Annotated in this window: 18 protein-coding genes; 6 read left to right on the plus strand and 12 right to left on the minus strand. The window is 72.6% G+C overall.

What is annotated here, in order from left to right; genetic code table 11:
* Positions 1–46: 46 nt before the first annotated feature.
* The 3 genes from AC156L_RS33695 (at position 47) to AC156L_RS33705 (ending at position 3,877) form a co-directional block, all read left to right on the plus strand.
* Positions 47–571 carry a hypothetical protein gene (locus AC156L_RS33695; RefSeq protein WP_330879282.1) on the plus strand — a complete coding sequence of 175 codons (525 nt, stop codon included), beginning with the start codon at positions 47–49 and terminating at the stop codon, positions 569–571.
* Positions 572–633: 62 nt separating this feature from the next.
* Complete coding sequence (locus AC156L_RS33700) at positions 634–2,388, plus strand: transglycosylase domain-containing protein (protein ID WP_484407604.1); 1,755 nt, start codon at positions 634–636, stop codon at positions 2,386–2,388.
* A 202-nt stretch (positions 2,389–2,590) separates the two neighbouring features.
* Positions 2,591–3,877 carry an acyltransferase family protein gene (locus AC156L_RS33705; protein WP_330879284.1) on the plus strand — a complete coding sequence of 429 codons (1,287 nt, stop codon included), beginning with the start codon at positions 2,591–2,593 and terminating at the stop codon, positions 3,875–3,877.
* A gap of 267 nt (positions 3,878–4,144) precedes the next feature.
* Here AC156L_RS33705 and AC156L_RS33710 read toward each other — a convergent pair whose 3' ends face one another.
* The 3 genes from AC156L_RS33710 to AC156L_RS33720 all read right to left on the minus strand — a co-directional run bounded on the left by AC156L_RS33710 (position 4,145) and on the right by AC156L_RS33720 (position 10,857).
* A complete protein-coding gene (locus tag AC156L_RS33710; protein WP_330879285.1) occupies positions 4,145–7,144 on the minus strand; it encodes a 3-keto-alpha-glucoside-1,2-lyase-like domain-containing protein in 3,000 nt (999 codons plus the stop codon).
* Between the two features lie 644 nt (positions 7,145–7,788).
* Positions 7,789–9,915 (minus strand): putative bifunctional diguanylate cyclase/phosphodiesterase, encoded by a 2,127-nt coding sequence (locus AC156L_RS33715; RefSeq protein WP_330879286.1) that lies wholly within the window; start codon positions 9,913–9,915, stop codon positions 7,789–7,791.
* A 123-nt stretch (positions 9,916–10,038) separates the two neighbouring features.
* Entirely contained in the window at positions 10,039–10,857 is an 819-nt protein-coding gene (locus tag AC156L_RS33720; RefSeq protein ID WP_330879287.1) for an SAM-dependent methyltransferase, read from the minus strand.
* 155 nt (positions 10,858–11,012) lie between these two features.
* Between AC156L_RS33720 and AC156L_RS33725 the strand changes: the two genes are divergently transcribed.
* The gene (locus AC156L_RS33725) at positions 11,013–12,335 is read left to right on the plus strand and encodes a cytochrome P450 (RefSeq protein ID WP_330879288.1); all 1,323 of its coding nucleotides are present in this window, start codon (positions 11,013–11,015) and stop codon (positions 12,333–12,335) included.
* Positions 12,336–12,351: 16 nt separating this feature from the next.
* A complete protein-coding gene (locus AC156L_RS33730; protein ID WP_330879289.1) occupies positions 12,352–13,362 on the plus strand; it encodes an alpha/beta hydrolase in 1,011 nt (336 codons plus the stop codon).
* A 168-nt stretch (positions 13,363–13,530) separates the two neighbouring features.
* Here AC156L_RS33730 and AC156L_RS33735 read toward each other — a convergent pair whose 3' ends face one another.
* From AC156L_RS33735 to AC156L_RS33750, 4 genes are all read right to left on the minus strand, one after another.
* Positions 13,531–13,971: a GreA/GreB family elongation factor gene (locus AC156L_RS33735; protein ID WP_330879290.1), complete on the minus strand. Its 441-nt coding sequence runs from the start codon at positions 13,969–13,971 to the stop codon at positions 13,531–13,533.
* 135 nt (positions 13,972–14,106) lie between these two features.
* The gene (locus tag AC156L_RS33740; protein ID WP_330879291.1) at positions 14,107–14,286 is read right to left on the minus strand and encodes a hypothetical protein; all 180 of its coding nucleotides are present in this window, start codon (positions 14,284–14,286) and stop codon (positions 14,107–14,109) included.
* Between the two features lie 8 nt (positions 14,287–14,294).
* Entirely contained in the window at positions 14,295–15,554 is a 1,260-nt protein-coding gene (locus AC156L_RS33745; protein WP_330879292.1) for an NAD(P)/FAD-dependent oxidoreductase, read from the minus strand.
* Positions 15,555–15,809: 255 nt separating this feature from the next.
* A complete protein-coding gene (locus AC156L_RS33750) occupies positions 15,810–17,357 on the minus strand; it encodes a PucR family transcriptional regulator (protein ID WP_330879293.1) in 1,548 nt (515 codons plus the stop codon).
* Between the two features lie 53 nt (positions 17,358–17,410).
* Here AC156L_RS33750 and AC156L_RS33755 point away from each other — a divergent pair, with 53 nt between their 5' ends.
* Positions 17,411–18,175, plus strand: a complete 765-nt coding sequence (locus tag AC156L_RS33755; protein ID WP_330879294.1) for an arginase family protein — start codon at positions 17,411–17,413, stop codon at positions 18,173–18,175.
* A 54-nt stretch (positions 18,176–18,229) separates the two neighbouring features.
* Here AC156L_RS33755 and AC156L_RS33760 read toward each other — a convergent pair whose 3' ends face one another.
* The 5 genes from AC156L_RS33760 to AC156L_RS33780 all read right to left on the minus strand — a co-directional run bounded on the left by AC156L_RS33760 (position 18,230) and on the right by AC156L_RS33780 (position 23,456).
* Positions 18,230–18,964, minus strand: coding sequence for a TetR/AcrR family transcriptional regulator (locus tag AC156L_RS33760; protein WP_330879295.1), 735 nt, complete (start codon positions 18,962–18,964; stop codon positions 18,230–18,232).
* 82 nt (positions 18,965–19,046) lie between these two features.
* Positions 19,047–20,474 (minus strand): NAD-dependent succinate-semialdehyde dehydrogenase, encoded by a 1,428-nt coding sequence (locus tag AC156L_RS33765; protein ID WP_330879296.1) that lies wholly within the window; start codon positions 20,472–20,474, stop codon positions 19,047–19,049.
* A complete protein-coding gene (locus AC156L_RS33770; RefSeq protein ID WP_330879297.1) occupies positions 20,471–21,703 on the minus strand; it encodes an iron-containing alcohol dehydrogenase in 1,233 nt (410 codons plus the stop codon). Before AC156L_RS33770 ends, AC156L_RS33765 begins: the two co-directional genes overlap by 4 nt.
* 12 nt (positions 21,704–21,715) lie before the next feature.
* Complete coding sequence (locus AC156L_RS33775) at positions 21,716–22,693, minus strand: cyclase family protein (protein ID WP_330879298.1); 978 nt, start codon at positions 22,691–22,693, stop codon at positions 21,716–21,718.
* A complete protein-coding gene (locus AC156L_RS33780) occupies positions 22,680–23,456 on the minus strand; it encodes an IclR family transcriptional regulator (protein ID WP_330879299.1) in 777 nt (258 codons plus the stop codon). Before AC156L_RS33780 ends, AC156L_RS33775 begins: the two co-directional genes overlap by 14 nt.
* Between the last annotated feature and the right edge of the window lie 6 nt (positions 23,457–23,462).

Genomic DNA, 23,462 nt, shown 5'->3' on the forward strand with positions numbered 1-23,462 from the left:
GAAAACCGGAAGCCGCCCCCGTTCCCCGCACCGGACAAGGACGACCATGCCCCCTCTCGCCCCGCCCACCGCCGAGCCCGCACCGGTGAACCGGGTCCGCCTGCCCGTGCCCACCCGGCTGCGCAAGACCGTGCTCGTCACGCACGTCGTGTCGGCGGGCACCTGGATCGGCGTCGACGTCGTGTCCGCCGTGCTCGTGGCGATCGGCTGGGCGCGGTCGGGCGACGACCGCACCTCCCCGCACCAGGCGCTCGCGGACCACTTCGTCGTCCCGCTGCTGCTCTGCGGGCTCGTCGCGGGCCTCGTGTGCCTGGTCACCGGCGTGCTGCTGGGGCTCGCGACCAAGTGGGGCCTGGTCCGCTACCGGTGGGTCGCGGTGAAGCTGGTGCTCAACGTCGTCGCCTGCGCGCTCATGACGGCGTTCCTGGGACCGATCGGCGAACTCTCCACCGGCGAGCAACCGCTGCGGGACATCTGGTTCGTCTCGTTCCTCGCCACCACCGCCCTGGCGCTGCTGACGTTCGCGACGGTGCTCTCCGTCTTCAAGCCGTGGGGCCGCGTCCGCCGCTAGCGCGGTGGCAGGTCTTCGCCACCGTGCAACCCCCGGAGTGCCCCGACGAGTGTCATCCGGTGATGAGCGACGACAGCACGAGCCCCGCGGCAGGAAGTGACGACGGCGGTCCGGGGGCGGACGACGTCCCGACGACCACCCGGACCAGCGGACCGCGGCGCAGAGCCGTCCTGCGGGCGGTCCGCCGGTTCCTGCCGTCGCCGAAGCTGGTGGCGGGTGTCGTGCTGCTGGTCGTGGTGCTCGCCGGGGCCGCGTTCGCCATCGCGCTGTCGGTCGTGGAGATCCCGGCGCCCAACGACTTCGCCACCCGCGAGGCGACGATCTTCACCTGGTCCGACGGCTCGCGCGTCACGCACGTCGGCGTCAACCGCCAGCCCGTCGAGTTCGACCAGATCCCGCGGGTGGTGCGCGAGGCCGTCCTCGCGGCCGAGGACCGCTCGTTCTACCGGGACCCCGGCGTGTCCGTCACGGGTCTGCTGCGGGCGGTGAAGAACAACCTCACCGGCGACGGCGGGAACCTCCAGGGCGGCTCGACGATCACCCAGCAGTACGTGAAGAACTACTACCTCACGCAGGAGCAGACCTTCAGCCGCAAGGCGGAGGAGATCCTCGTGTCGATCAAGATCGCCGACCGGACCCCGAAGGACACCATCCTGCGGGACTACCTCAACACCGCGTTCTTCGCCCGCGGCACCTACGGCATCGAGGCGGCGGCGCGCGCCTACTTCGGCGTGCCCGTCGCCTCGCTGGCCGACGACCCGGCACGGGCCGCCTACCTGGCCGCGGTCATCGCGGCCCCGTACTACTACGCGACCGCGCCGAGCGACCCCGAGGCCGCGACGGCGTTGCGGGAGCGGTGGGACTACGTGCTGGACGGCATGGTCCAGGAGGGCTGGCTCGACGCCCGGCAGCGCGCCGGGACGGCCTTCCCCGAACCGGTCCGCTACGAACCGAACGAGCTGTCGGGGGTCAACGGGTACGCGGTCGACGCGGCCACCCAGTACCTCAACGGCCTGCACGAGCGGAACCCGGAGGTGCCGGACGCCGCGATGCTCGCCAGGGGCGGCTACACCGTCGTGACGACCTACCGGCCGGACCGGATGGCCGCGGTGGACCGGGCCGTGGCGGAGGGGCTGGCGAACCTCGACCCGGCCAGGCCCGAGGACCGGGACGTGCACCTGGCCGTCGCGTCGGTCGACGTCGCCACCGGCGCGATCGTCGGTTTCCGCGGCGGACCCGGTTACCTGGAGCAGAGCTTCAACGACGCCTTCCAGGCGAACGGTCCGATCGGGTCGCTGGGCGACACGCTGCTGAAGTTCCAGCTGGCCGCACTCCGACGGGACGACACGTCGTCCCTCGCGGAATCCCTGGAGGACAAGCGGATCTTCGACGCCCGTGACGACGGGAGGCCGCCGGGCCCCGGTGACCTGGCGACGACCCCGATGCGCGCGGCGGCCGCGTTCGCCTCGCTCGGCACCGCCTACCGCGAACCGCACCACGTGGCCGAGGTCCGCAAGGACGGGCGGGTCGTGTGGCGGGCACCCGTGCCCGAGGACGACCCCGCACCCCACGAGGTCACCGTGGCGCGCGGTTTCCTGGACAGCGCGGTGGACGACGGAGGGCGGTGGGCGTGGACCGTGGGCAACGACGGCACCACCGCGACCGCCGTGGCGATGTTCGCCACGGAAGCCGACGGCAAGCAGAACCGCAGGCTCGACGGCATGTCACCGCTGGGAGCGTCCGACCGCCCCGCCGCGGTGGGCCCCGCCAGGATCCGCACGGGCCTCGTGGTGAAGCTGTTGATGGCGGCCGGGTGAGCGCCACGAGCCCGTCTGGGGGACACGTGTGCCCGCAACCGTTGCGCGACAACGCTCTTTCCACCACGACGGCGACGAGAACCCGGTGTCCGGACAACCTCGCGGAGCGGTGCTCCGTGGAAGGGGTATGGAGCCCGCACCCCTCGCCCCGTCGCAGCGGCCGTCACCGACGTCTCCCGCGCCGCGGCCAGGTCCGTCCAGAGTGGACTGGTTGGACGCGCTGCGCGGCATCGCGGCGCTCGTCGTGGTGTTCGAGCACTCGTCGTACTCCTACCTCGCGGAGTTGCGCCGCGAACTGGTGCCGGAGTTCAACACCGGCAGGTACGGCGTCCTGGTGTTCTTCTTGGTCAGCGGCTACATCATCCCCGCCTCGCTCGAACGGCGGGGAGACGTGCGGGCGTTCTGGATCGGCCGGGTGTTCCGCATCTACCCGCTGTGGGCGGTCGTCGTCGCGGCCGCGCTGGCCGCCGACCTGGCGGGTCTGGCGCAGGCCCGCGGGCAGGGCGGCGCCGCGGGGTTCGTCGCCCACCTCACCCTGCTCCAGGAACTCCTGGGGACGCCCAGCCTCCTGATCGTCCTGTGGACGCTGTCCTACGAGATGGCGTTCTACCTGGTGGTCGTCGCCCTCTTCGCGGTGCGGCAGCACCGGCGGTCGGGGGCGGTCGCCGTCACCTTCGCCTGCCTCGCCGCCGTGAGCGCGGCGGTGGGGCTCGCGCTGCCGGTCTCCGCGCTCTCCGGCGCGGTCGGCACCGTCCCGCTGATCGCGCTGGCCTCGGTCGCCCTGGTGGTGGCGATCGGCTGCGGGTGCGCGGGATCACCGGTGCCGCGCGTGTTCGGCGGTGTGCTGGGCGGGGTGCTGGCGCTCGTCCTGGTGGCCTCCAACGGCACGGTGCCCGTGTGGGAGGGGTTGGTGGTGCTGGCCGTGATGTTCCTCGGCACGGCCGTCCACCGGGCCGAGAACGGGCAGAGCACCTGGCGGTACGCCGCCTGCACGGCCGTCGTCGTGGTCGCCTGCGCCGTCGGGAGCGCCTACTGGCACGGCGACGGCGCCCACTCCACCCGGCGCGGCTGGATCCTGGCGTTCCTGCTGGCCGTGCTCACCTTCGGCATCGGCCTGGCGGCACGGCGCCTGCGGACACCGCGCTGGCTGGTCGGCCTGGGCACGATCAGCTACTCGGTCTACCTGCTGCACCCCGTGCTCCTGGCCGTGAGCGACGGCACGATCGGCCGCGGGCACCCGCACGGACCGCTGCTGGTGCCCGCCTTCTACGCCGTGCTGCTGCCGCTGTGCGTGCTGACCCACCGCTGGGTCGAGGCACCCGCCCGCGGGTGGGGCCGGGAGCTGGTGCGGCGCGGCGGTGCGACCGGCTCAGGTCCCGCACGCGCAGCTCCCGCCGCGGCGCCGGTGGCGCGCCCTCGGTGTGAACGTGCGCCAGTTGCGGAACTGGATGGCGCCGAACCACAGCGCGGACACGGCGAGACCCGGTAGACCGGTGATCATCCCGAGGATGATCCACAGGCCTTGCGTGGCGAGCCCGATGGCCCAGCCGACCCGGTAGTCCCTGGCGAGGTAGGTTCCGATCCCGCCGATGACGGGGATGGCCCAGCTGAGGATTTCGGTCGTCGTCACGCACCTGACGCTGCCACCGGCCAACGGCCCCGACAGCGTCACCTGACGCAGAGCGCGCGGACGTCCCGCGATCGGACGAACGGCGGGTGCCGCGGGGGCGGAGAGCCCCCGCGGCACCGCGATCCCCTAGGAGATGGGCTCGATCCAGATGTTGCGGAACCGGGGGTTCTCGCCCGGATCGCCGTGGTCCTGCAACCGGATGGGACCGGGCGAGGCGTCCTCGGGTGAGCTGTCGCCCGTGGTGCCGTTGATCTCGACGTCGTTGTGGACCACCGTGCCGTTCCACACGACGGTCACGCGGGCGTTGTCGGTCTTGACCCCCGCGCTGTCGAACCGGGCGGCCCGGAAGGTGATGTCGAAGGCCTGCCAGGTCTGCGGAGCGGTGGCCGCGTTGCGGTCGGGAGCCCTCTTGGAGTAGATCGCCCCTGCCTCGTCGTTGGCGAGGGTGGTGTCGCCGAACGACTCCAGGATCTGCAGCTCGTAGCGCTCCTGGAGGAAGACGCCGCTGTTGCCGCGGGCCTGGCCCGTGACCGACGCCGGGTAGTTCGGCTCGTTCCACTCGACGTGCATGCGGAAGTCGCCGAACTTCTGCTTGGTCCGGATGTCACCGCCGAGGGACTCCACCGACCCCCCGGACACCGGCCAGGTCGCCGCCCCGCCCGCGCGCTTCTCCCACGCGTTCAGGTCGGTCCCGCCGAACAGCTGGACGCGCTGCACCGCCGAGACGGTGATGTTGTCCAGGTTGACGTTGCCCGCGTCGGCGTCGTCGTACCGGTACGCGATGGTGTTGGTGCCCGCGTTCAGGTTCAGCGTCTCCGGCTGGGTCGACCACGCGTCCCAGGTCGTCGTGCTGGCCAGGCGCACCTGCCTGACCTTCGCGCCGTTGACGTACACGCTCACCGACTTGGTCCCCGCGGACGGGTTGGGCCCGTTGGAGTAGCGCAGCGCCACGTTGTGCGCGCCCGCGGTGGCCGCGTTCACCGAGAACGTCGTCGTCGCGCCCTTGTTCCAGTAGCCGTAGACGAACCCGGTGCCGGAGTAGTCGGGGCGGCTGGTGGTGATCTCGGCCCCGCCGCTGAGCGCGGCGCGCTCAGCCTCGTAGGTCACGGGGGCGGCCACGCCGCCGACCGTCGAGTTCAGCGTGTACCAGGCCTCCGTGCTCCACAGCGGCGTCCCGGCCTCGGAGGAGAACGGGCGCGGCGAGCGGATGTGCACGACCCGGCCCGGCTGGAGGCCGGGGATCTGGAGCGTGACGGTCTTGCGGTCGGCGGACACCGTCGCCGAACCGACCGACAGGGACTGCTCGTCGATCTTCGGGCCGCCGTAGGCGACGGTCGGCTGGTACCGCCACTGCTTGACCTGGTACCTGTTCGCCAGGTCCGCGACGGTCGCGGCCGACAGCGGCTGGGTGTACTCGATCTGGAACCCGCCCTGCACGGCCCGCATCGCGAGCATGTCGAACGTGGTCGTGCCGTTCGGGGTCAGCTTCTGCAAGCCGTAGGCGAGCTTGCCGGGCTGGCCCCAGTTGCCGCCGCCGTCGATGCCGCCGGTGTAGATCGCACCGTCGGGACCGATGCTGATGCGGCTGACACCGGACTCCAGGCCCTGCGTCATGCGGAAGACCGCGCCCTGGTACTCGCCGTTCACCTTCTCCAGGAACACCCGCTGAAGGCCGCCGTAGGTCACGTCGCCGTAGACCATCTGGCCCGCGAACTGGCCCTGGGTCAGCTGGACCGGGTTGCTCGGCGAGTTGGCGATCTCGTTGTGCGGCAGCCACACCACCGGTGCGGTGACCGGCTGCGCGTCGAACGGGCCCGCCGGGTTCATGTAGTGGTTGAAGAACCGGTTCTGCTTGACCCGCACCAGCTTCGACGCGGGCAGCCAGCCGCCCTGGTTGTCGGTCACGAAGGCGTCGCCCTCGGGGCCCCAGCCGATGCCGTGCGGCGTGCGCAGGCCACCGGCGACGTAGGACACCGCACCCGTGTTCTTGTCGATCTTGAGGGTGGTGCCCCGGTTCGGCGCGGGCTGCGGGTCGGTCGTCGCGCCGCCCAGGTTGATCGACACCGACAGGTTCAGGTAGAAGAAGCCGTCCTTGTAGAGCAGCCCGAACGCGAACTCGTGGAAGTTCCCGCCGAACGGCCAGGTCGCGACCGTGCGGTAGTTGTCGGTCACGCCGTCGCCGTTGGTGTCGTTCAGCTCCACGAGCCGGTTCTTCTCCGACACGTACAGCTTGCCGTCGACGAACTTGATGCCCATCGGCTCCTTCAGGCCGCTGGCGATGCGCTGGGTCCGCACCCGCGAGGGGTCCGTGTTCCCCGTCGCGCCGCTGATCAGGTACACCTCACCGACGGTCTTGTCCGAACCGCCCCAGGTCGCGATGGCCAGCCTGCCGTCGGGCAGCCAGTCCATCCCGGTCACCTGCGGCTGGAAACCGCTGGGTCGCAGGTTGGTCAGCGTGAAGCCGGGGTAGACGGAGTTCAGGGGCAGGCCGTCACCGGGCGAGTCGGTGCCGCCGATGCACTCCTTGCGGCCCGGCGCGGTGACCCGGACGACGCCCGCGTCCGTGCTGAGCACCGAGTTCGGCACCAGGACGAAGCTCGACGTCCCCGGCGGCTGCCAGTCCAGGGTGATCTGCTGTTCACCGACGTTCTCGAACTGCTCGATCCGCAGCGCGTGGTAGCCGGCCGACAGGGTGACCGACCCCGTGACGGCCGTGGGGCCGTGCAGACCGTCGTTGTCGATCACGAGGTTGTTGTCGATGCTCAGGCGTGACCCGTCATCGCTGGTCAGCCGGAACTGGTAGGTGCCCGAGGTGGTGATGTTGATGTTGGCGGTCACCTCGGACACGAAGTAGTCGTTGAGCCCGAAGTCGGCCGTGGAGGTCCAGTTGATCGTCGGCATCAGCTTGTCGACGTTCGGGGTCTGGCCCGTCTTCAGGGTGCACAGCCTGCTGATGCCCGCCTGGAGGTCGAAGACCCGCAGCGTCACACCGGGCTCCTGAGGGGGAATGGCGGCGGCACTGGTGGGTGTGACGACCACCAGACCGAACAACGCCGTGAGCAGAACGATGAGCAGGGATAGCGGCCGTCCGGAAGAACGGCCGCGTGTGGCGACATACGGAAGCATCGTCGCTCCTCGATGGATAGCAGGGAGATCGCCGCAGCCAGGCTGAAGTTACGAACACTTTCGTCTGACGTCAACGAAAGTTCGCTGATTCTGACAAAAAGTTGGGAACAACGTCGCAGCGAAGTCCAAGTACTTCGGGAACCTACTGAACTAAAAGGGCAGGCAAAGCGGCGATCTGCGAGAACACTGCGCCGAAAGGACCAGCCACCACTGCTCCGAGAACGACCGGGGGGACGTCACCGGCGACAATCGCGGTGATCGCGTGGGAAAAAGGACGTGGTACATCTTCCGCGGCGGCGTCGCGGAAGAACGCGGTGTGCGCCGCGGCCGAAAGCGACTGCCAGGAGGATCACCGCGGAATCGGCGCCGCGACGACCACCCGATCCGTGAAAGGCCGACGTGACCGCCCCATTCGCAGGCCGTGGCCCCGTTCACCCGGCAGGCGTTCCCCGGTGGACTGATCGCGAACGGGGCCGGGAAATGGCTCGCACCCGAGGGCGGTGGGGCGCGCGAGGCGCGAAACGGGGCCGGTGCACCCGGTGGCCGGGATTCCCCGATTCGCCGAGGCCGACGGCGGCGCGTGCGGTTCGGCCGCATCCCGACGCCGAGTCGGAATCAGCCGGAGCAGACCGGGTGCGGTCGATTCAGGGGGCGATCCGGAAATCCCGGTGGAACGCGGCGGCGGGCTGGTCGGGGCCGAAGTGGGGCCCCGTCGCCAGGTGCGCGCCCGCGTCGCGCCACCAGGTCGCCTGCTCCTCCGCCGTGACGCCGTCGACGACCACGACGACGCCCGCCTCGCGCAGCACGGAGATCGCGGCGCGGGCGCACCCGGCGCCCACCCCGGTCCTCAGGTCCACCAGGCGCCTGGCCACGCGGACCGAGCGGACGCCGAAGTCCAGCACGGCGGCGAGGTCGTCCGGCCCCAGGGCGAAGTCGTCCAGCGCCGTCCGCACGCCCATCTCGGCCAGCACGCCGAGCGTGTCCGCCGCCTCGGGCACCGACACCACGCCCACCGGGACGCCGACCGACAGCCGGTCCGCGGGCAGGCCGGTGTTGTCGAGCACCCGCACCACGCGGGCCACGAGGTCTGCGTCGGACGCCTGGTGCGCGGTCAGGGCGATGGTCAACGGCGGCGCGACACCGCCGCCCTGGCCCCACCAGCGGACCTGACCGGCGGCCGTGGCGAGCAGCCACTCGCCCAGCGGCAGGACCAGCCCCGTCCTCTCGGCCAGTTCCACGCACCGCTCGTGCCCGACGGGGTGGCCGGGCCGGTCCCAGAGCAGCACCGCTTCCGCGCCCTCGACGCCGCGGTCGGCCAACCGCACCACGGGCCGGTAGTGGACGGAGAACTCGCCCTGCTCCCACGCGCCCGGCATGCCGACGGCCAGTTCGCTCGTCGCCCGCTCCTCCGCGTCCTGGTGCGGGTCGAACATCGTCCACTGCCCGCGCCGCGCCACCTTGGCGCGGCGCAGCGCCTGGTCGGCGGCCCGCAGCAGCTCGGTGTGGTCCTGGTCGCGCGACGTGCCGCGCGCGACGCCGATGGAGGCCGAGAGAGCCAGGCCGTGCCCGTCGACGTACACGGGTTCGGCCAGCTCCCGGTTGACGGCGGCGGCGATGGTGGCGACGTCCGGCGTGCTCGCCGTGTTCTCCACGAGGATGCCGAACTCGTCGCCGTCGAACCGGGCGACCATCGCCTTCTCCAGCGCCAGCAACGACTTCAGCCGCTGCGCCACGTGCACCAGCAGGCGCTCGCCCGCGCGCCACCCGAGGCTGTCGCACACCAGGCCGAACGCGTCGAGGTCGAGGTGCAGCAGCGTCACGCCGTGCGCCGGGTCGGCGCGGCGCACCGCGCCCTCCAGGTGGCTGCTGAAGTACTGGCGGTTCGGCAGGCCGGTGAGCACGTCGTTCAGCGCCTGCCGGTTGAGCTCGCTCTGGAGCAGCACCAGTTCCGTGCCGTCCTCGACGACCACGACGAAGTGGCCGGGCTCCCCGTCGGCGTCGCGCAGCAGCGAGGCCGTCAGCGAGATCCGGGCCACGTCTCCGTTGCGGCGCAGCAGGCGCTGCGACTGCCGCACGCGCTCCCGGTCGCCCTCGGCCACGGTCCGCATCGCCCCGCGCAGCTTCCCGACCGTGTCGGGGTGGACGAGGTCGAACAGGGACGTGCCGGTCAGCTCGGCGGCGGTGAGGTCGAGGATGTCGCAGATCGCGCTGTTGACCCGGATCAGCCGCCCGTCGAGGCCGACGATCACGATGCCGCTCGCCGAGGACGTGACCACCTCGTCGAACCGCGCCTGGCTCTCCTTGAGGTTCCACTTGGCGTCGCGCACGGCCTTGAGCAGCGACAGCTGCATCCGTTCCTGCTGCTCCAGCACCGACCGCCGGACGGCGACCAGGAACCCGGTGGACAGCGCGCCGATCGCGCGGGCGATCGTGGCCGCGTGCGCGTCCGCGGGCTGGAACTCCGGTAGCGCGGGCAGCCCCGCGCCGAGCACCTCGGTGGTGCGGCGCAGGCCCTCCTCGCCGATGTAGCCCAACGAGACGACGTCCTCGCCGAGCCGCTCGACCGCCGCGACGTCGAGCGGGTCGCGGGCCAGGACCGCGCACAGGGCGTCGAGCCTGCCGCGCAGTTCCCGCTCCAGTTCCACCGCCGTCAGCGGGATCGCCTCGGAGCCGCTCAGCAGGTAGGCCCACTTGCGGGAGAGCAGTTCCCTCGCGCGTGCGGCGTCCGGCGGGACCGGGCGGGGATCGGGTGCGGAACCGGGCTGGGACATCGGATCAGACCTGCTTCGTCCTGGTGCTGCCGCGACCCGGCCGCCGGGGTCGGCGCGGGCTCGCTGGGAGGTGCGGGGCCCTGCCGTCCGCGGTCCTCGACCGCGGACGGCGGACGGCGGACGTCAGGGCTTCCGGCCGACCCCGGCGTAGATCACCGTGTTCATCGCCGAGCTGTCGGACACGTCGCCCCTGCCCGTCGGCCGCCACGCCGCGCACCCGACCAGACCGGGCTCGACCAGGTCGAAGTCGCCGAACAGGGCGCTCACCCGGTCGTGCGGGCGCTCGGTGAGCTGGTCAGCGCTGCGGCTCTGCTGGATGAGGCCGGTCACCTCGGACAGGCGCTCGTCCTGGCCGTCGGCGGTGACGTGCGTGATGGCCAGGTGGCTGCCGGGGGCCAGCGCGTCGCGGTACCGCGCCACCAGCTCCCACGGGTCGTCGGAGTCCGGCACCCAGTGCAGCATCATCAGCATCAGCACACCGACCGGCTGGTCGAAGTCGAGCAGGGCGCGGGTCTCCGGGTGGTCGAGGATCGACCGGGGGTCGCGCATGTCGGCGTGCACCATCGTCGCGCGGTCGTTGTCCGCCAGCATGAGTTCGCTGTGCGCCACCGCGATCGGGTCCTTGTCCACGTACACGACGCGGCACTCCGGGTCGACGGCCTGGGCGACCTCGTGCACGTTGGCCACGGTCGGGATACCGGAACCGATGTCGAGGAACTGCTTGATCCCCCGATCGGTCATGAATCGGACCGCCCGACCGAGGAAAGCCCTGTTGACGCGCGCCGCCGAACGCGCGTCCGGCATGACGCGCTCGACGTGCGCGGCGAGGTCGCGGTCCACCGCGAAGTTGTGGGCGCCACCGAGCAGGAAATCGTAAGTACGAGCCATGCTCGGAGCCGACACGTCGATGCTCTGCGGAATCCACTCGCGTTGGACCACCACTGATCCTCCTTCGTATGAGTGGCAGCATCGTAGCCGCCGACAGACGGACCCGATTGCACCATCAGGGTGGTGGAGACCACCTGATCGGACGCTCCCGCTTTCACCTGAATGGCTTTTATCGTGTCACATCCCCTAGGATTGGGCGAGGAGCGGATATGTCCGTCCCGGTGGCTCCTGGCCGCCTTCCCCTGTTCGGCCACACCATGCGGATGGCGCGGCAGCGCCATGCCTTCACCGCATCTTTGCGGAATTGCGGCGACATCGTCCGGATCGATCTGGGAACGATGCGCACCTATTTCGTGACGAATCCACGGCTTGTTGACGAACTGCTGGTCAAGAAGGGTTCTTCATTCAGAAAAGGAGCATTGTTCGACAAGTTCCAACCGGTCTTCGGCAACGGTCTGGCCACGTCGAACGGCTCGTTCCACCGCCGCCAGCGCCGGATGGTGCGCCCCGCCTTCCACACCGAGCGCATCGCCCTGTACGCCCAGGCGATGGCGCGCGCCGCGGCCGACCTGACCGCCACGTGGCGGCCCGGTCAGGTGCGCGTGGTCGAGGAGGACACCCAGGCGCTCGCCGTCACCATCGTGGGCGAGGCGCTGTTCTCCACCCGCATGGGCGACGACGCGATCGAGGAGGTGCGCCGGTCGATCTTCACCGTGCTCAAGCAGGGCATGGTCCGCGCCCTGTCGCCCTCGTTCGTCGAGAAGCTGCCCCTGCGCGGCAACCGGGAGTTCGACGGGGCGGTCGACCGGCTGCGCTCGATCGTGCTCGACGTCGTGCGCGGGTGGCGGGAGGAGGGCGTCGACCGGGGCGACCTGCTGTCGATGCTGCTGATGGCCCAGGACGAGGACACCGGCGAGCCCATGTCCGACGAGCAGGTCCACGACGAGGTCATGACGCTGCTCATCGGTGGCATCGAGACGACCGCGCTGGCGCTGGCCTGGACGTTCCACGAGATCGCGCGGCACCCGGAGGTCGAGCGCCGGGTCCACGCCGAGGTGGACGAGGTGCTGGGCGGGCGGGCTCCGACCCTCGCCGACATCGGGAAACTGGTCTACCTCGACCAGGTGGTCGACGAGGTGCTGCGGATGTACCCGGTCTGGTTCCTGATGCGGCGCACCCTGCGACCGGTGGAGCTGGGCGACGTGGTGCTGCCCGAGGGCGCCGAGGTGATCTTCAGCCCGCACGCGCTGCACCACGACCCGACCTCGTTCGAGGAGCCGCACCGCTTCGACCCCGACCGCTGGTCGCCCGAACGCGCCGGGACGATCCCCAAGGGGGCGTTCGTCCCGTTCGGCGCGGGTTCGCGCCAGTGCGTCGGGAACCTGTTCGCCCGCGCCGAGATCATCCTCACCGCCGCGACCGTCGCGGCGCGGTGGCGGCTGGTCCCGGTGCCGGGGCGACCCGTCCGCGTCAAGTTCACCACCGCCGCCTACCCCAGCCGGATGCTGATGACGGCGGTTCCCCGTGAGTAGTTGGAGGTCGTTTCCCGTGGGTTGGTCGCGTTTCCGCCGGTTCGGTGCCGTCGTGCTGCTCGCCGCCGGTGTCGGTCTCTCCCCCGGCACGTCCGCCTCGGCGGCCCGGACCACGTGCGAGGACGTGGAGGTGCCGGTGACCGTCGGCCTGTCGGTGCAGTCGGTGTACGGCAGGCTGTGCGTGCCGGACGGCGCGACGACGCTCCAGGTGCTGGTGCCGGGCGGCACGTACACCAGCGCGTACTGGGACATCGGCTACTCCCCAGGGACCAGGTCGTACCGGCAGGCGCTGAACAGGGCCGGGATCGCCACCGTCGCGGTCGACCGGCTCGGCAGCGGTCGCAGCTCCGAGCCGCTGAGCGCGCTGATCACCGTGTCCAGCCAGGCGAAGGCCGTGCACGAGGTGGTCCGGTCGCTGCGGCCCCGGTTCGACCGGGTGGTGCTCGTGGGCCACTCGATCGGCTCGGCCGTGGCCACGGTCGAGGCGGTCACGTACCGCGACGTGGACGGCGTGGTGATCACCGGCCTGTCCCACCAGATCAACCTGCCGGGCGCCGTGCCCGTGTTCACCACCCTGATCCCGACCCTGCTGGACCCGAGGTTCCAGGAGCGCGCCCTCAACCTCGGCTACCTGACGACCGTGGACGGCACCCGCTACTCGTCGTTCCACACCCCCGGCCCGGTGGAGCAGGGCGCCATCGCGTTCGACGAGGCGACCAAGGACGTCGTCACGCCGACGGAAACCGTCGGCACCGTCCTGGTCGGCAGCCTCGTCCCGCTGTCGCGTCGGATCACCGTGCCGGTCATGCTCGTCATGGGTGGCGGCGACGCGAACTTCTGCGGCCCGCCGCTCGGCGCCGACTGCTCCTCGGCCGAGGCGCTGCGGGTGTCGGAGGGCCCGTTCTACGCACCGGAGGCCCGGCTGCGGACCCACGTCGTCCCCGGCTACGGGCACTCCCTCAACTTCTCCGCGAACGCACCGGACTACCACCGCGCCGTCGTCGACTGGACCAACGAGATCGGCTGACCGCACGCGGCCGCCAGCCGCCCTCCGCCAGGGCCTCCCCCACCGACCGGAACTCCGCGGCAGGCCCGCGGCGGATCCGGCAGCTCGAACGGTTCCCGGCGCGGACGTCCTCCTCGGTGGCCGTGCGGGAGGGGCACGAGGCCGTGCGGGGCGAGCGCTGGAACCCCGTCACCGCTGGGCGCGGCCGTAGGGGACGGCGTCGAGCAGCGTGACGCCGATGGTGCGGCCACCGGGGGCGCGGTAGGTGCGCCGGTCGCCGGGACGGGCGCCCGCGATGGCCGCGCCCAGCGGTGACTCCGGGGAGTAGACCTCGATCCCGCCGTGCTCGGCGGCGCGCATGCCCAGCAGGAACGTCTCGGTGTCGTCGACGTCGTCGTAGCGGACGGTGAGCACCATGCCGGGCTCGGCCACGCCGTCGTCCGGCGGGTCCTGGCCGACGACGGCCGTGGCGAGCAGCTCCCGGATCTCGCGCACGCGCTCCTCGCGCCGCCCGCGCGCCGCCGGGTCGTCGCGCGTCCGGGTGGTGCCCGCCGCGACCAGGTCGGCGAGTTCGGTCCGCAGCCGCTGGGCGGCTTCGGGGGTCAGCCAGACGGATCGGGTGCTGGTCATCGTGGTCCTCGTGGGTCGTGGTCGAACGGGGGATGCCGTCAGGACGGCCGTGGAGGGGGTTGGGGGCCGCCCTGACGGCGGGGGTGTCCGTGGTGCCGGGACGGTTCGCGCCGGCCCCGCGGACGGGGTGGTGGCTCAGGGGTGGAGCGCGTCGGTGGAGCGCCTGCCGAGGAAGACCTCGACGTCGTGGGCGTACCCGGTGGCGATGCGGGTGAGGACGTCGCGCTGGACGCGCAGGAACGCGTTCTCCGCGCGCAGCCACACCAGCTCCCGGCGCTCCTCGTCGGTGAGCGGGGGGCTCGACGGGGTGTCCACGGCGTCCCTCAGCGCAGGGGGTCGAAGGGCCGCAGCGCCTCGGGCTGCTTGCCGGTGGTGATCTGCTCGGCCAGCAGGCGCCCGGTGACCGGGCCGTGGGCCATCCCCCACATGCCGTGCCCGCCCGCGACGTAGACGTTCGGGGCGCGCACCGCGCCGATCAGCGCCCGCCCGTCCGGCGTGACCGGGCGCGGGCCGACCCACACGTCGCCGCGCTCGTCCCAGCGCACGCCGTCGAGCAGGGGGCGGGCGGACGCGGTGACGGCGTCGAGCCGGGCGTGGACGCCGGGCGCGTCCGGGTCGCGGAACTCCATCGTGCCCGCCACGCGCAGGCCGTCCCGGTAGGGCGTGCACGCCACGCGCACGTCGGGCAGGTAGACCGGGCCGGGGACCGGGCGCTCCACGGGCACGGTGAACGAGTACCCGCGACCCGCGCGGACCGGCACGCGCACGCCCCAGCGCCGCGCGAGCCGGGACAGCCACGCCCCGGTGGCCACCACCGCGACGTCGGCGGACACGGCGCCGCCGCCGCGCGGGTGGACCGTGACGCCCCCTGGGCGGGTGCGGACGTCGACCGCCTCGACCAGTCGGATGGTGGCGCCGCGCGCGACCACCGACCGGGCCAGCGCCTGGACGAACGAGCCGGGGTCGAGGTAGCGCTGCCCGTCGATCCGGATGCCGGTGGTGAGGGCGGGCGAGGCCAGGGGGACGTGCTCGCGGAGCTGGTCGCGGTCGAGTTCGGTGTGGTCGACCGCCTGCCCGGCGTCGGCCATCCGGCGCAGCTCCCGCAGCAGCCCCTCGGCCTGCCGGGCCGTCCGGAAGGCGGCGGTGATCGGCGCGTCGACGGTCGTGGCGTCGACGCCGTTGGCGGTGAGCACGTCGAACGCCTCGACGCACTCCTCGTTGAACGGCAGGTTGGCGCGCACGGCGCGGGTCCACGACGACCAGCGGCAGTTCCCGGCGAACCTCGCCAGGAACGCCCACAGCGCGGGGTCGGCCGTGAGCGGGACGTGCAGGGGCGCCGTCCGGCTCAGCAGCGACGCGAGGCCGTAGCGCAGCACGGAGGGTTCGTTGAGCGGGATGGCCAGACCGGGTGCGACCCACCCGGCGTTGCCCCACGACGCGCCCGCCGCCACCGAGGTCCGGTCGACCACGGTCACGGCGACGCCGCGTTCCTGGAGGAACCACGCGGTCGACAGACCCACGATGCCCGCGCCGACCACGACCGCCGACCGCGGTCCGCCGTCGATGCGCCCGACGTCGGCCATGACCACCTCCACCTGGACGAGTGCTGCTGACGAGCCCAGCTTCACCCGAGACGGCGCCCACCCCGTTGTCGGCCGCCGACAATCTCGACCCGTGGTGTTGTCGGGACTCGACAGCCCGTGGGGTCAGCGATCCCCGGCCGCCGCCAAATCGATGATCATCGCGAGCCGCTTCCGGGCATCGTCGAGGTCGAGCGCGGCCACCTCGACCAACTTCCGCAACCCGCGGCCTCACCGGGATTCAACAACCCCACCGGGTCAGCGATCCCCGGCCGCCGCCAGGTCGATGATCATCGCGAGCCGCTTCCGGGCATCGTCGAGGTCGAGCGCGGTCACCTCGGCCATCTTCCGCAGCCGGTAGCGGACGGTGTTCTGGTGCACGCCGAGGCGTGCACCGGCCTCGACCGGGTCGCCCTGGGACTCCAGCCACGCTCGCAGCGTCGCGACGTACTGGGTGGCGTGCTCGCCGTCGTGGCGGCGCAGCTCGGCGACCGGTCCGCGCGCCGGGGTCCGGCCCGTCCTGGCCGCCGCCCGCAACCGCTGGAGCAGGATGTCGTCCCACGACTCGTCGTAGGCCGGCGGTGCCGCGTCCGGCGGTCTCGCCTCGTGCAGCGCCAGGCACTCGTCGGCCTCCTGCCTGCTGGCGGGCAGGTCGGTGGCCGTGGCCGCGCCGCCGATGCCCGCCGTCACCACGACCTGCGCGGGCAGGGCGGCGTGCAGCTGGGACACCCACTCGCGCGCCGCGTCCACCCGGTCACCGGGCAGGATCGTGTAGAGGGTGTTGCCCGACAGCGTGCTGCGGCCCGGCCGCGACCAGCCGAACCCGGTCGTGGCGCGTTCGAAGGCCAGCAGCAGCGCGGCGTGCCGCTCGGCGCCGGTGCGCGCCCGGACCGCGACGACCCGCAGGTCGCTCTGCGGCAGGCCGAGCCTGCTGACCACGGTCGCGGCGTCCGCCGTCCCCTCCAGCAGCCGCATCGCCAGGTCCGACTCGACCTGGCGCTCCAGGTCGGCGCTGGCCCGCGAGCGCAGCAGGTGCAGCGCCACCGTGCGCGCTCCGTCGGCCAGCGCCGCGGACCGCACGCCGGTCAGCGGGCCGCCGCACGTCACCCACACCGACCCCAGCGGCTCCCTGCCCGCCCGCACCGCCACCACCGTGCGCCCGGTCAGCCCGTGCTCGTCGTCGCCCGCGACGAACAGCGGCTCGTCGGCGGCGGCCAGGTGCGCGAACACGCCTCGGGCCTCGAACAGCTCCCGCAGCCGGTCCGGCGCCCGCCGTCCCAGGATCGTCTCCAGCCGGGCCCGGTCGGCGCCCTGCTGCGAGTCGGAGTACGCCAGCACTCGCGAGGACCGGTCCTCGATGGTCACCGCGCCGCCGACCGCGTCCGCCAGGCTGTCGGCCAGGGCGAAGAGGTCGGTCGGACCGCGACCGGCCTCGGTCTCCCTGCCCTCCAGCACCAGCCCGTAGACCACCCCGGCCAGCTGGCTCCACGACACGGCGGGCTGGACCAGCAGCACCGCGACGCCCGCCGCCTCGCCCGCGGCGACCCCCTCGGCCTCCTCGGCCGTCGGGTCACCGCCCTCGCCGTGCACCAGGACCGCGCCCGCCCGTGCCGCCACCGCCCACTCCACGGCGGTGGCCACCGAGCCCGCGCCCACGGCCAGGAACACGTCGCCGTCGACCGCGCGGGCGTCGGTGGACTCGCGCAGCACCACCGTGCGCAGCTCGGTCGAGCGGGGCACCGGGCAGCACGCCAACCGCACCCCGTAGCCGCCGAGCACGTTCACCAGACGGTCCAACCTGATCATCAGCACCCCTCACGCCGACCGCCCACCGGCCCTCGCGCCCCTATCCTGGGCCCATGACCATCGTCGTGCCCTACCACCAGGACGAGCGGCTGCCGAAGGACGTGCTCCCCCTGCCCGGCCCGACGGACGTCGTCGAGGTCGACTTCCCCGAGGGTGACGTCTGGACCCGCCTGGTGGCCCTGTTCGACGTCGTCGCGGACCGGGTGGCAACCCGGCTCGACGCGCCAGGGGCAGGCACGCCGGTGGTGGTGTCCGGGGACTGCCTGACCGCGAGCGCGACGATCACCGGCGCGCAGCGCGCGGGCCTGGACCCGTCGGTGGTCTGGTTCGACGCGCACGGCGACGTGCACACCCGGCTCACCTCGACCTCGGGCTACCTCGGCGGCATGGCGCTGCGGCTGGTGCTGGGCGCCCACGAGGACCAGCTGGCCGCGCCGCTGGGGCTCAGGCCGCTGCCCGAGCACAGGGCGGTGCTGGTGGACGCGCGCGACCTCGACCCCGCCGAGGCCGACTACCTCGCGGCGGGCGAGGTCCGGCACTGCGGCGTCGAGGAGCTCCGGGCCCCGCTGCTCCCCGACGGGCCGCTCGTGCTGCACGTCGACCTGGACGTGATCACCGCCGACGAACTGCCCGGCATGCTCTTCCCGGTTCCGGGCGGCCCCACCCGACGAGCCGTGCTCGACGCCGTGCGCCGCGTGCTGGCGACCGGCCGCGTGGTCGCGGTGGACATCGCCTGCCCCTGGCACCCGGCCCGTGACGAGCGGGAGACCGCCACGAGGACAGGTCTGCTCGCCGAACTCCTGGCCGCGGCGGGCTGAGGCGCTCCGCGCACTGTCCACAGTGGCCGATCGGCGCGGCCGGGCCAGGTCCGCTCAGGACACGGCTGGCGGGTGTTCGCCGGAGGGGACGACCTGGCGCGGGGGCTGGCGGGAGCCGAGGAGGCCGTCGATGAGGACGTCGAACGCCCAGTCGGTCCTGGACTCGCCGTCGCCGGACAGGAGGTCGGCGCCGATGCGGGCGACGTGGGGGAAGCGGGTGGCGTCCGCGTCCGCGATGCGCGTCGCCAGTTGGGCCATGTCGTCGCCCCGGCGCGGGGACGACGTCCGGCCGCTCTGCTCCACCGCGACCGCGGTCGGGTGCAGCATCAGCAGGTCGACGCCCCACGCGGCGACCCGGTCCGACACCCCGCCCTCGACGAGCAGGCCGAGGACGGCGTTCGCGAGCGCCAGGTAGTTCGGTCCGCTGGGCTGGGTGGACAGGGCCATCCTGGCGATCTCGGGGTGCGACGTCAGCACGCGGCCGTACGCGGTCAGCAGGGCCTTCAACCGGTCCCGCCACGGCCCGTCGGCGGGGAGGTCCTCCGTGACGGGCGCCAGCAGCGAGTCGAGGATCTGCGTGTGCAGGTCCTCGGTGTTGCGGACGTAGACGTACAGCGAGGCCGCCCCGGTGTCGAGCGCGGCGGCGATGCGCCGCATCGTCACCTTGCCCAGGCCCTCGTCCCGCATGATCACCAACGCGGCGTCGATGATCCCCTGCCTGCTCAGCGCGGGTTTCGCCGGGCGGTCCCGCCTGCTGACGGGAGCCTTGGCACGGCCGTGGGGGGTCACGCGCCGAACGTATCACGAACACGTTCGTCACGAACTGCCGCGCACGGGGGTCCGGCGGCCGCGCGGCCGCCGGACCTCCGGGTCACGCGCTCAGCGCGATGTACTTCTCCTCCAGGAACTCCAGGATGCCGTCCGAACTCCCCTCCCGGCCGAGCCCGCTCTGCTTCACCCCGCCGAACGGCGCGGCCGGGTCGCTCACGACCCCGCGGTTCACCGCGACCATGCCCGCCTCCAGCCGCCGGGCGACGGCGACGGCCTCCGCCTCCTCGCCGAACACGTAGGCCATCAGGCCGTAGATGGTGTCGTTCGCCATCCGCACCACCTCGTCGACGTCGTCGTACGGCACGACCGCCACGACGGGCCCGAAGATCTCCACCGCGTTGATCGACGACCCGTGCCGCACGCCGGTGAGGAGGGTGACGTCGTAGAACGCGCCCTTCTCCGACGAGGTGCCGCCGTGCACGAGCGTCGCGCCCTCCGCGACGGCGGTGTCGACGATCGCCGCGACCTTGTCGCGCTCGGAGGTCGAGACGAGCGCGCCGACCTGCCGCGAGCGGTCGAGGCCGGGACCGACCGACAGCGCCGCCAGTTCGGCGGTCATCCGCTCGACGAACTCGTCGTGCCGCGAGCTGTGGACGTAGACGCGGTTGGCCGCGGTGCACGCCGCGCCGCCGTTGCGCATCTTCGCCGTCAGCGCCCCCTCGATCGTGACGTCCATGTCGGCGCCGGGGAGCACGATCAGCGGCGCGTTCCCGCCGAGTTCCATGGAGGCGCTCACCACGCTGTCGGCGCACGCGTGCAGCAGGTCCCGCCCGACCTCGGTCGACCCGGTGAACGAGAGCTTGCGCACCTCCGGCCGGTTGATCATCTTGGCCACGAGCGGCCCGGTCGGCACCGGCGTCACCAGGTTCACGACGCCGTTCGGGACGCCGACGCGCCGCAGCACCTCGACCACGTACGCCGCCGTCAGCGGGGTTTCCCGCGCGGGCTTGAGGATCGTCGTGCACCCGGCGGCCAGCGCGGGGGCGAGCTTGCGCGTCGCCATCGCGGCCGGGAAGTTCCACGGGGTGATCAGCAGCGCGACGCCGATGGGCTGCCGGTCGACGATGATGCGCTTGTCCCCCGCCGGTGAGAGGCGGTACTCACCGGGGATCCGCACGGCCTCCTCGGCGAACCAGCGGAAGAACTCCTTGGCGTAGCCCGCCTCCCCGATGGCGTCGGCCCAGGACTTCCCGTTCTCGCGCACGATGATCTCGGCGAACTGCTCGACCTCGGCGGTGAGCACCTCGTAGGCGGCGCGGAGCAGTTCGCCCCGCTCGCGCGGCGCGGTGGCGGCCCAGCCCTCCTGCGCGGCGGCGGCGGCGTCGACCGCGGCCATGCAGTCGGCCTCGGTGGCGGCGGCGAAGCTCGTGATCACGGTCAGGTCGGACGGGTCGACCACGTCGAAGCGCTCACCACCGCCGCCGGGCCGCCACGCGCCGTCGATGAAGAGGTCGGCGAGGTAGGTCATGGGTCGCTCCGTTCCGTGAGGCTGCCGGCGTAGGCGTGGTCGAGGATGTCGAGCAGCTGCTCGGGAGGTGCCGGGATCGGGGCGATGGCGATCAGCCGCGCCGACCGCGACGCCAGCTCGGCGAGCTGCGGCAGCTGCTGCCGGGTGACGCCGATGTCCCGGAGCGAGGCGGGCACGCCGATCGCGCGGTTGAGCGCGACGATCGAGGAGATGGCGTCCCGAGCCCGGCCGTCCGCGGTGGAGGCGGTGGACCCGAGCGCCCCGCCGACCGCGGCGATCCGCTCGGCGGCCCCGGCGTCGGCGAGGCACGCCCGCAGCACGTACGGCAGCAGCAGGCCGGTCCCGAGCCCGTGCGGCGTCTTGGTGGCGGCGCCGACCGGGTACTGGAGGGCGTGCGAGAGGTGCGTTCCGGTGGCCCCGAACGACACCCCCGCCAGGAGGCTGCCGAAGGCGACCTCCTCGCGGGCGCCGCGGTCGCCCGGCTCGTCGACCACCACCGGCAGGGACGTCCCGAGCAGTTCCACCGCGCGCAGCGCCAGGACGTCGGAGAACGCGTTGCGGCCGGTGAAGACGGGGAGCGTGCCGTCCCACGACGGCGCGAACCGCACGGCGGTGAACGACTCGACGGCGTGCACGAGGGCGTCGATGCCCGCGAACGCCGTCACGCTCCTCGGGGCGCCCAGGGTGAACTCGGGGTCGACGATCGCGGTGGTGGGGATCAGGTGCGGGCTGGAGATCCCCACCTTCATCTCCCGCTCGGGGTCGGACACCACGGCCACCGGGGTGACCTCCGACCCCGTCCCCGCGGTCGTCGGGACGGCGACCAGGGGCAGGGACGGCCCCGGCACCAGGTTCTCCCCGTAGTAGCGGCTCAACGGGCCGCCGTGCACGGCCAGCAGCGCGACCAGCTTCGCGGCGTCCAGGGCGCTGCCGCCGCCGACGGCGAGGACGACGTCGGGCCGGTGCTCCCGCGCGAACGCCGCCGCGGCCTCCAGCGACGCGGTGGGCAGCTCCGGCTGGACGTCGCTGTGCACGGCGACGTCGAACCCGTCGCCCCGGAGCCGGGTGAGCACCTCCTCGAAGAGGGTCGACCCGATCAGGAACGGGTCGACGACCGCGAGCACCCGGCGACCGCTCAGGCCGAGCACCTCGCTCAGCTGCTCGCGCGTCCCGTAGCCGAAGTGGACGCGGGTCGGGAGCCGGAGCGTCCCGGTCATGACGTCGTTCATCGTTCTCCTGCCCTACTTGAACGCGAGTGCGTTCGGCGGTGAACCCACCCCGCCGACGAGGTTCAGCGGCTTGCACGTCAGGAAGAACTCGAACACGCCGTCGGCGGCGCAGTCGGCCGCGAGGTCGTCGAGCTTCCAGAGTTCGCCCACCGCCATGCCGAGCAGCGCGATGAGCGGGCGGTGCAGCATCCCGCTGTGGTCGACGCCCCGCTCCGGCGGCCGGTCGCGGTCGGACCGGAAGTCCGACTCCAGCACGGGATCCGCCTCGACCGCCGGGTTGTCGCCCGCGACGAGCGCGATCTCGTGGTCCCAGAGCCAGCGCAGGACCGACTCGCGCTGCGCCAGCCCCGGCGACCTGTTGCGCCGGTTGAACTCCACGCGCTCCTCGGGGGACTTCGCGGTGTAGTTCCCGGCCCACCCGGTGCGCAGCAGCAGGATGTCGCCGCCCCGCCACTCGACGCCCTGCGACCGGGCCATCGCGTCGATCACCACGTCGTCGATCGCGATCGTCCGCTCGCAGTCGTAGGGCAGGCCCTCGGCGGCGAAGAAGCGGGGGACGTCGAGCAGGACGCCGCGGCCCGCGATGCCGGACTCCGCCCAGTGGTGGATGCCCAGCCGCGTCGAGGTCGCGTCGTTCTCGGCGGCGGGGAGGCCACCGTAGAAGCCGTGCTCCGGGTGGCCGATGTGGCGCAGCGAGTCGAGCTGCGAGGTGGACTGGAGGTAGAACGAGTCGAGCCAGTCGTCGCGGTGGTACTCGTTGTTGGCGAAGACGTGGTGCTCGGTGCGGGGCCTGGTCCCGGTCGGGTAGGGCTCGAACGCGTTGACCGGGTGGTCGAGGTTGAACCGGCGGCCGGTGCGCACCAGGCGGGCGGCGGCGGCGACCCGTTCGGGGGTCAGGAAGTTCACCGTGCCGAGCTGGTCGTCACGCCCGAAGACGTCCCAGCTCGACCCGGCGGGCTCGGCGTTCGCCAGCTCGTCATAGGTCGGCAACGCGTGTCCTCCCTTGGCCTCCGCCGAGTTCGTCGCTGAGCGCGGCGGCGGTGGTCACCAGCTTGGCGAGGGTGGGCGACCCGGACGAGAGGTCGGCCATCTGGTCGGCACCGAGCAGCGCGATGGTGGCGCAGATGCCGTACTCGTCGAACACCGGTGCCGCCGCGGCGAACAGGCCGTCGGAGTGGCTCACGATGCTGTACCCGTTGCGGCGGGCCATGAAGACCGCGGCCTCCACCTCAGCCCGCTTGGCGTCGGAGATGCCCTCGGTGGCCCGGTCGAACGCCTGCTCGTCCTGGCAGGACAGGAACACCCTCATCTGCGCCGAACTCACGTCGAGCTGCGTGCCCGCGTGGACGGTGACGACGACGGTGCGGCTGAGGTCCTCGTTGACGAGCGCCACGACCGGGCCGTGCGCGCCCCAGACGGCGAGCACGGTGGTCGTGCGGACGGCCGCGCTCAGCTCCGCCAGGAACGACGGGGCGATCTTGATGACGCGCCGCTGGAGGGCGTGCATCCCGAGCTGGAGCATCATGCCGCCCAGGACGAACGTGCCGCGCCGGTGCCCGCGTTCGAGGATGCCCGCCGTGACGAGCGAGGTGCAGTACCGGTAGGCCGTCGTCCGGTTCAGCCCGAGGCGCTCGGCCACGTCGGCGGCCGTCAGCTCGGTCGTGTGCGGGCCGAAGAGCGAGCAGATCTGGCCGACCCGCTGGACCGCCTGGATGTCGGAGCCGGACGCATCGCCCGAGTCAACGTTCGTCATGGCAGA

The sequence above is a fragment of the Umezawaea sp. genome (assembly GCF_057122925.1).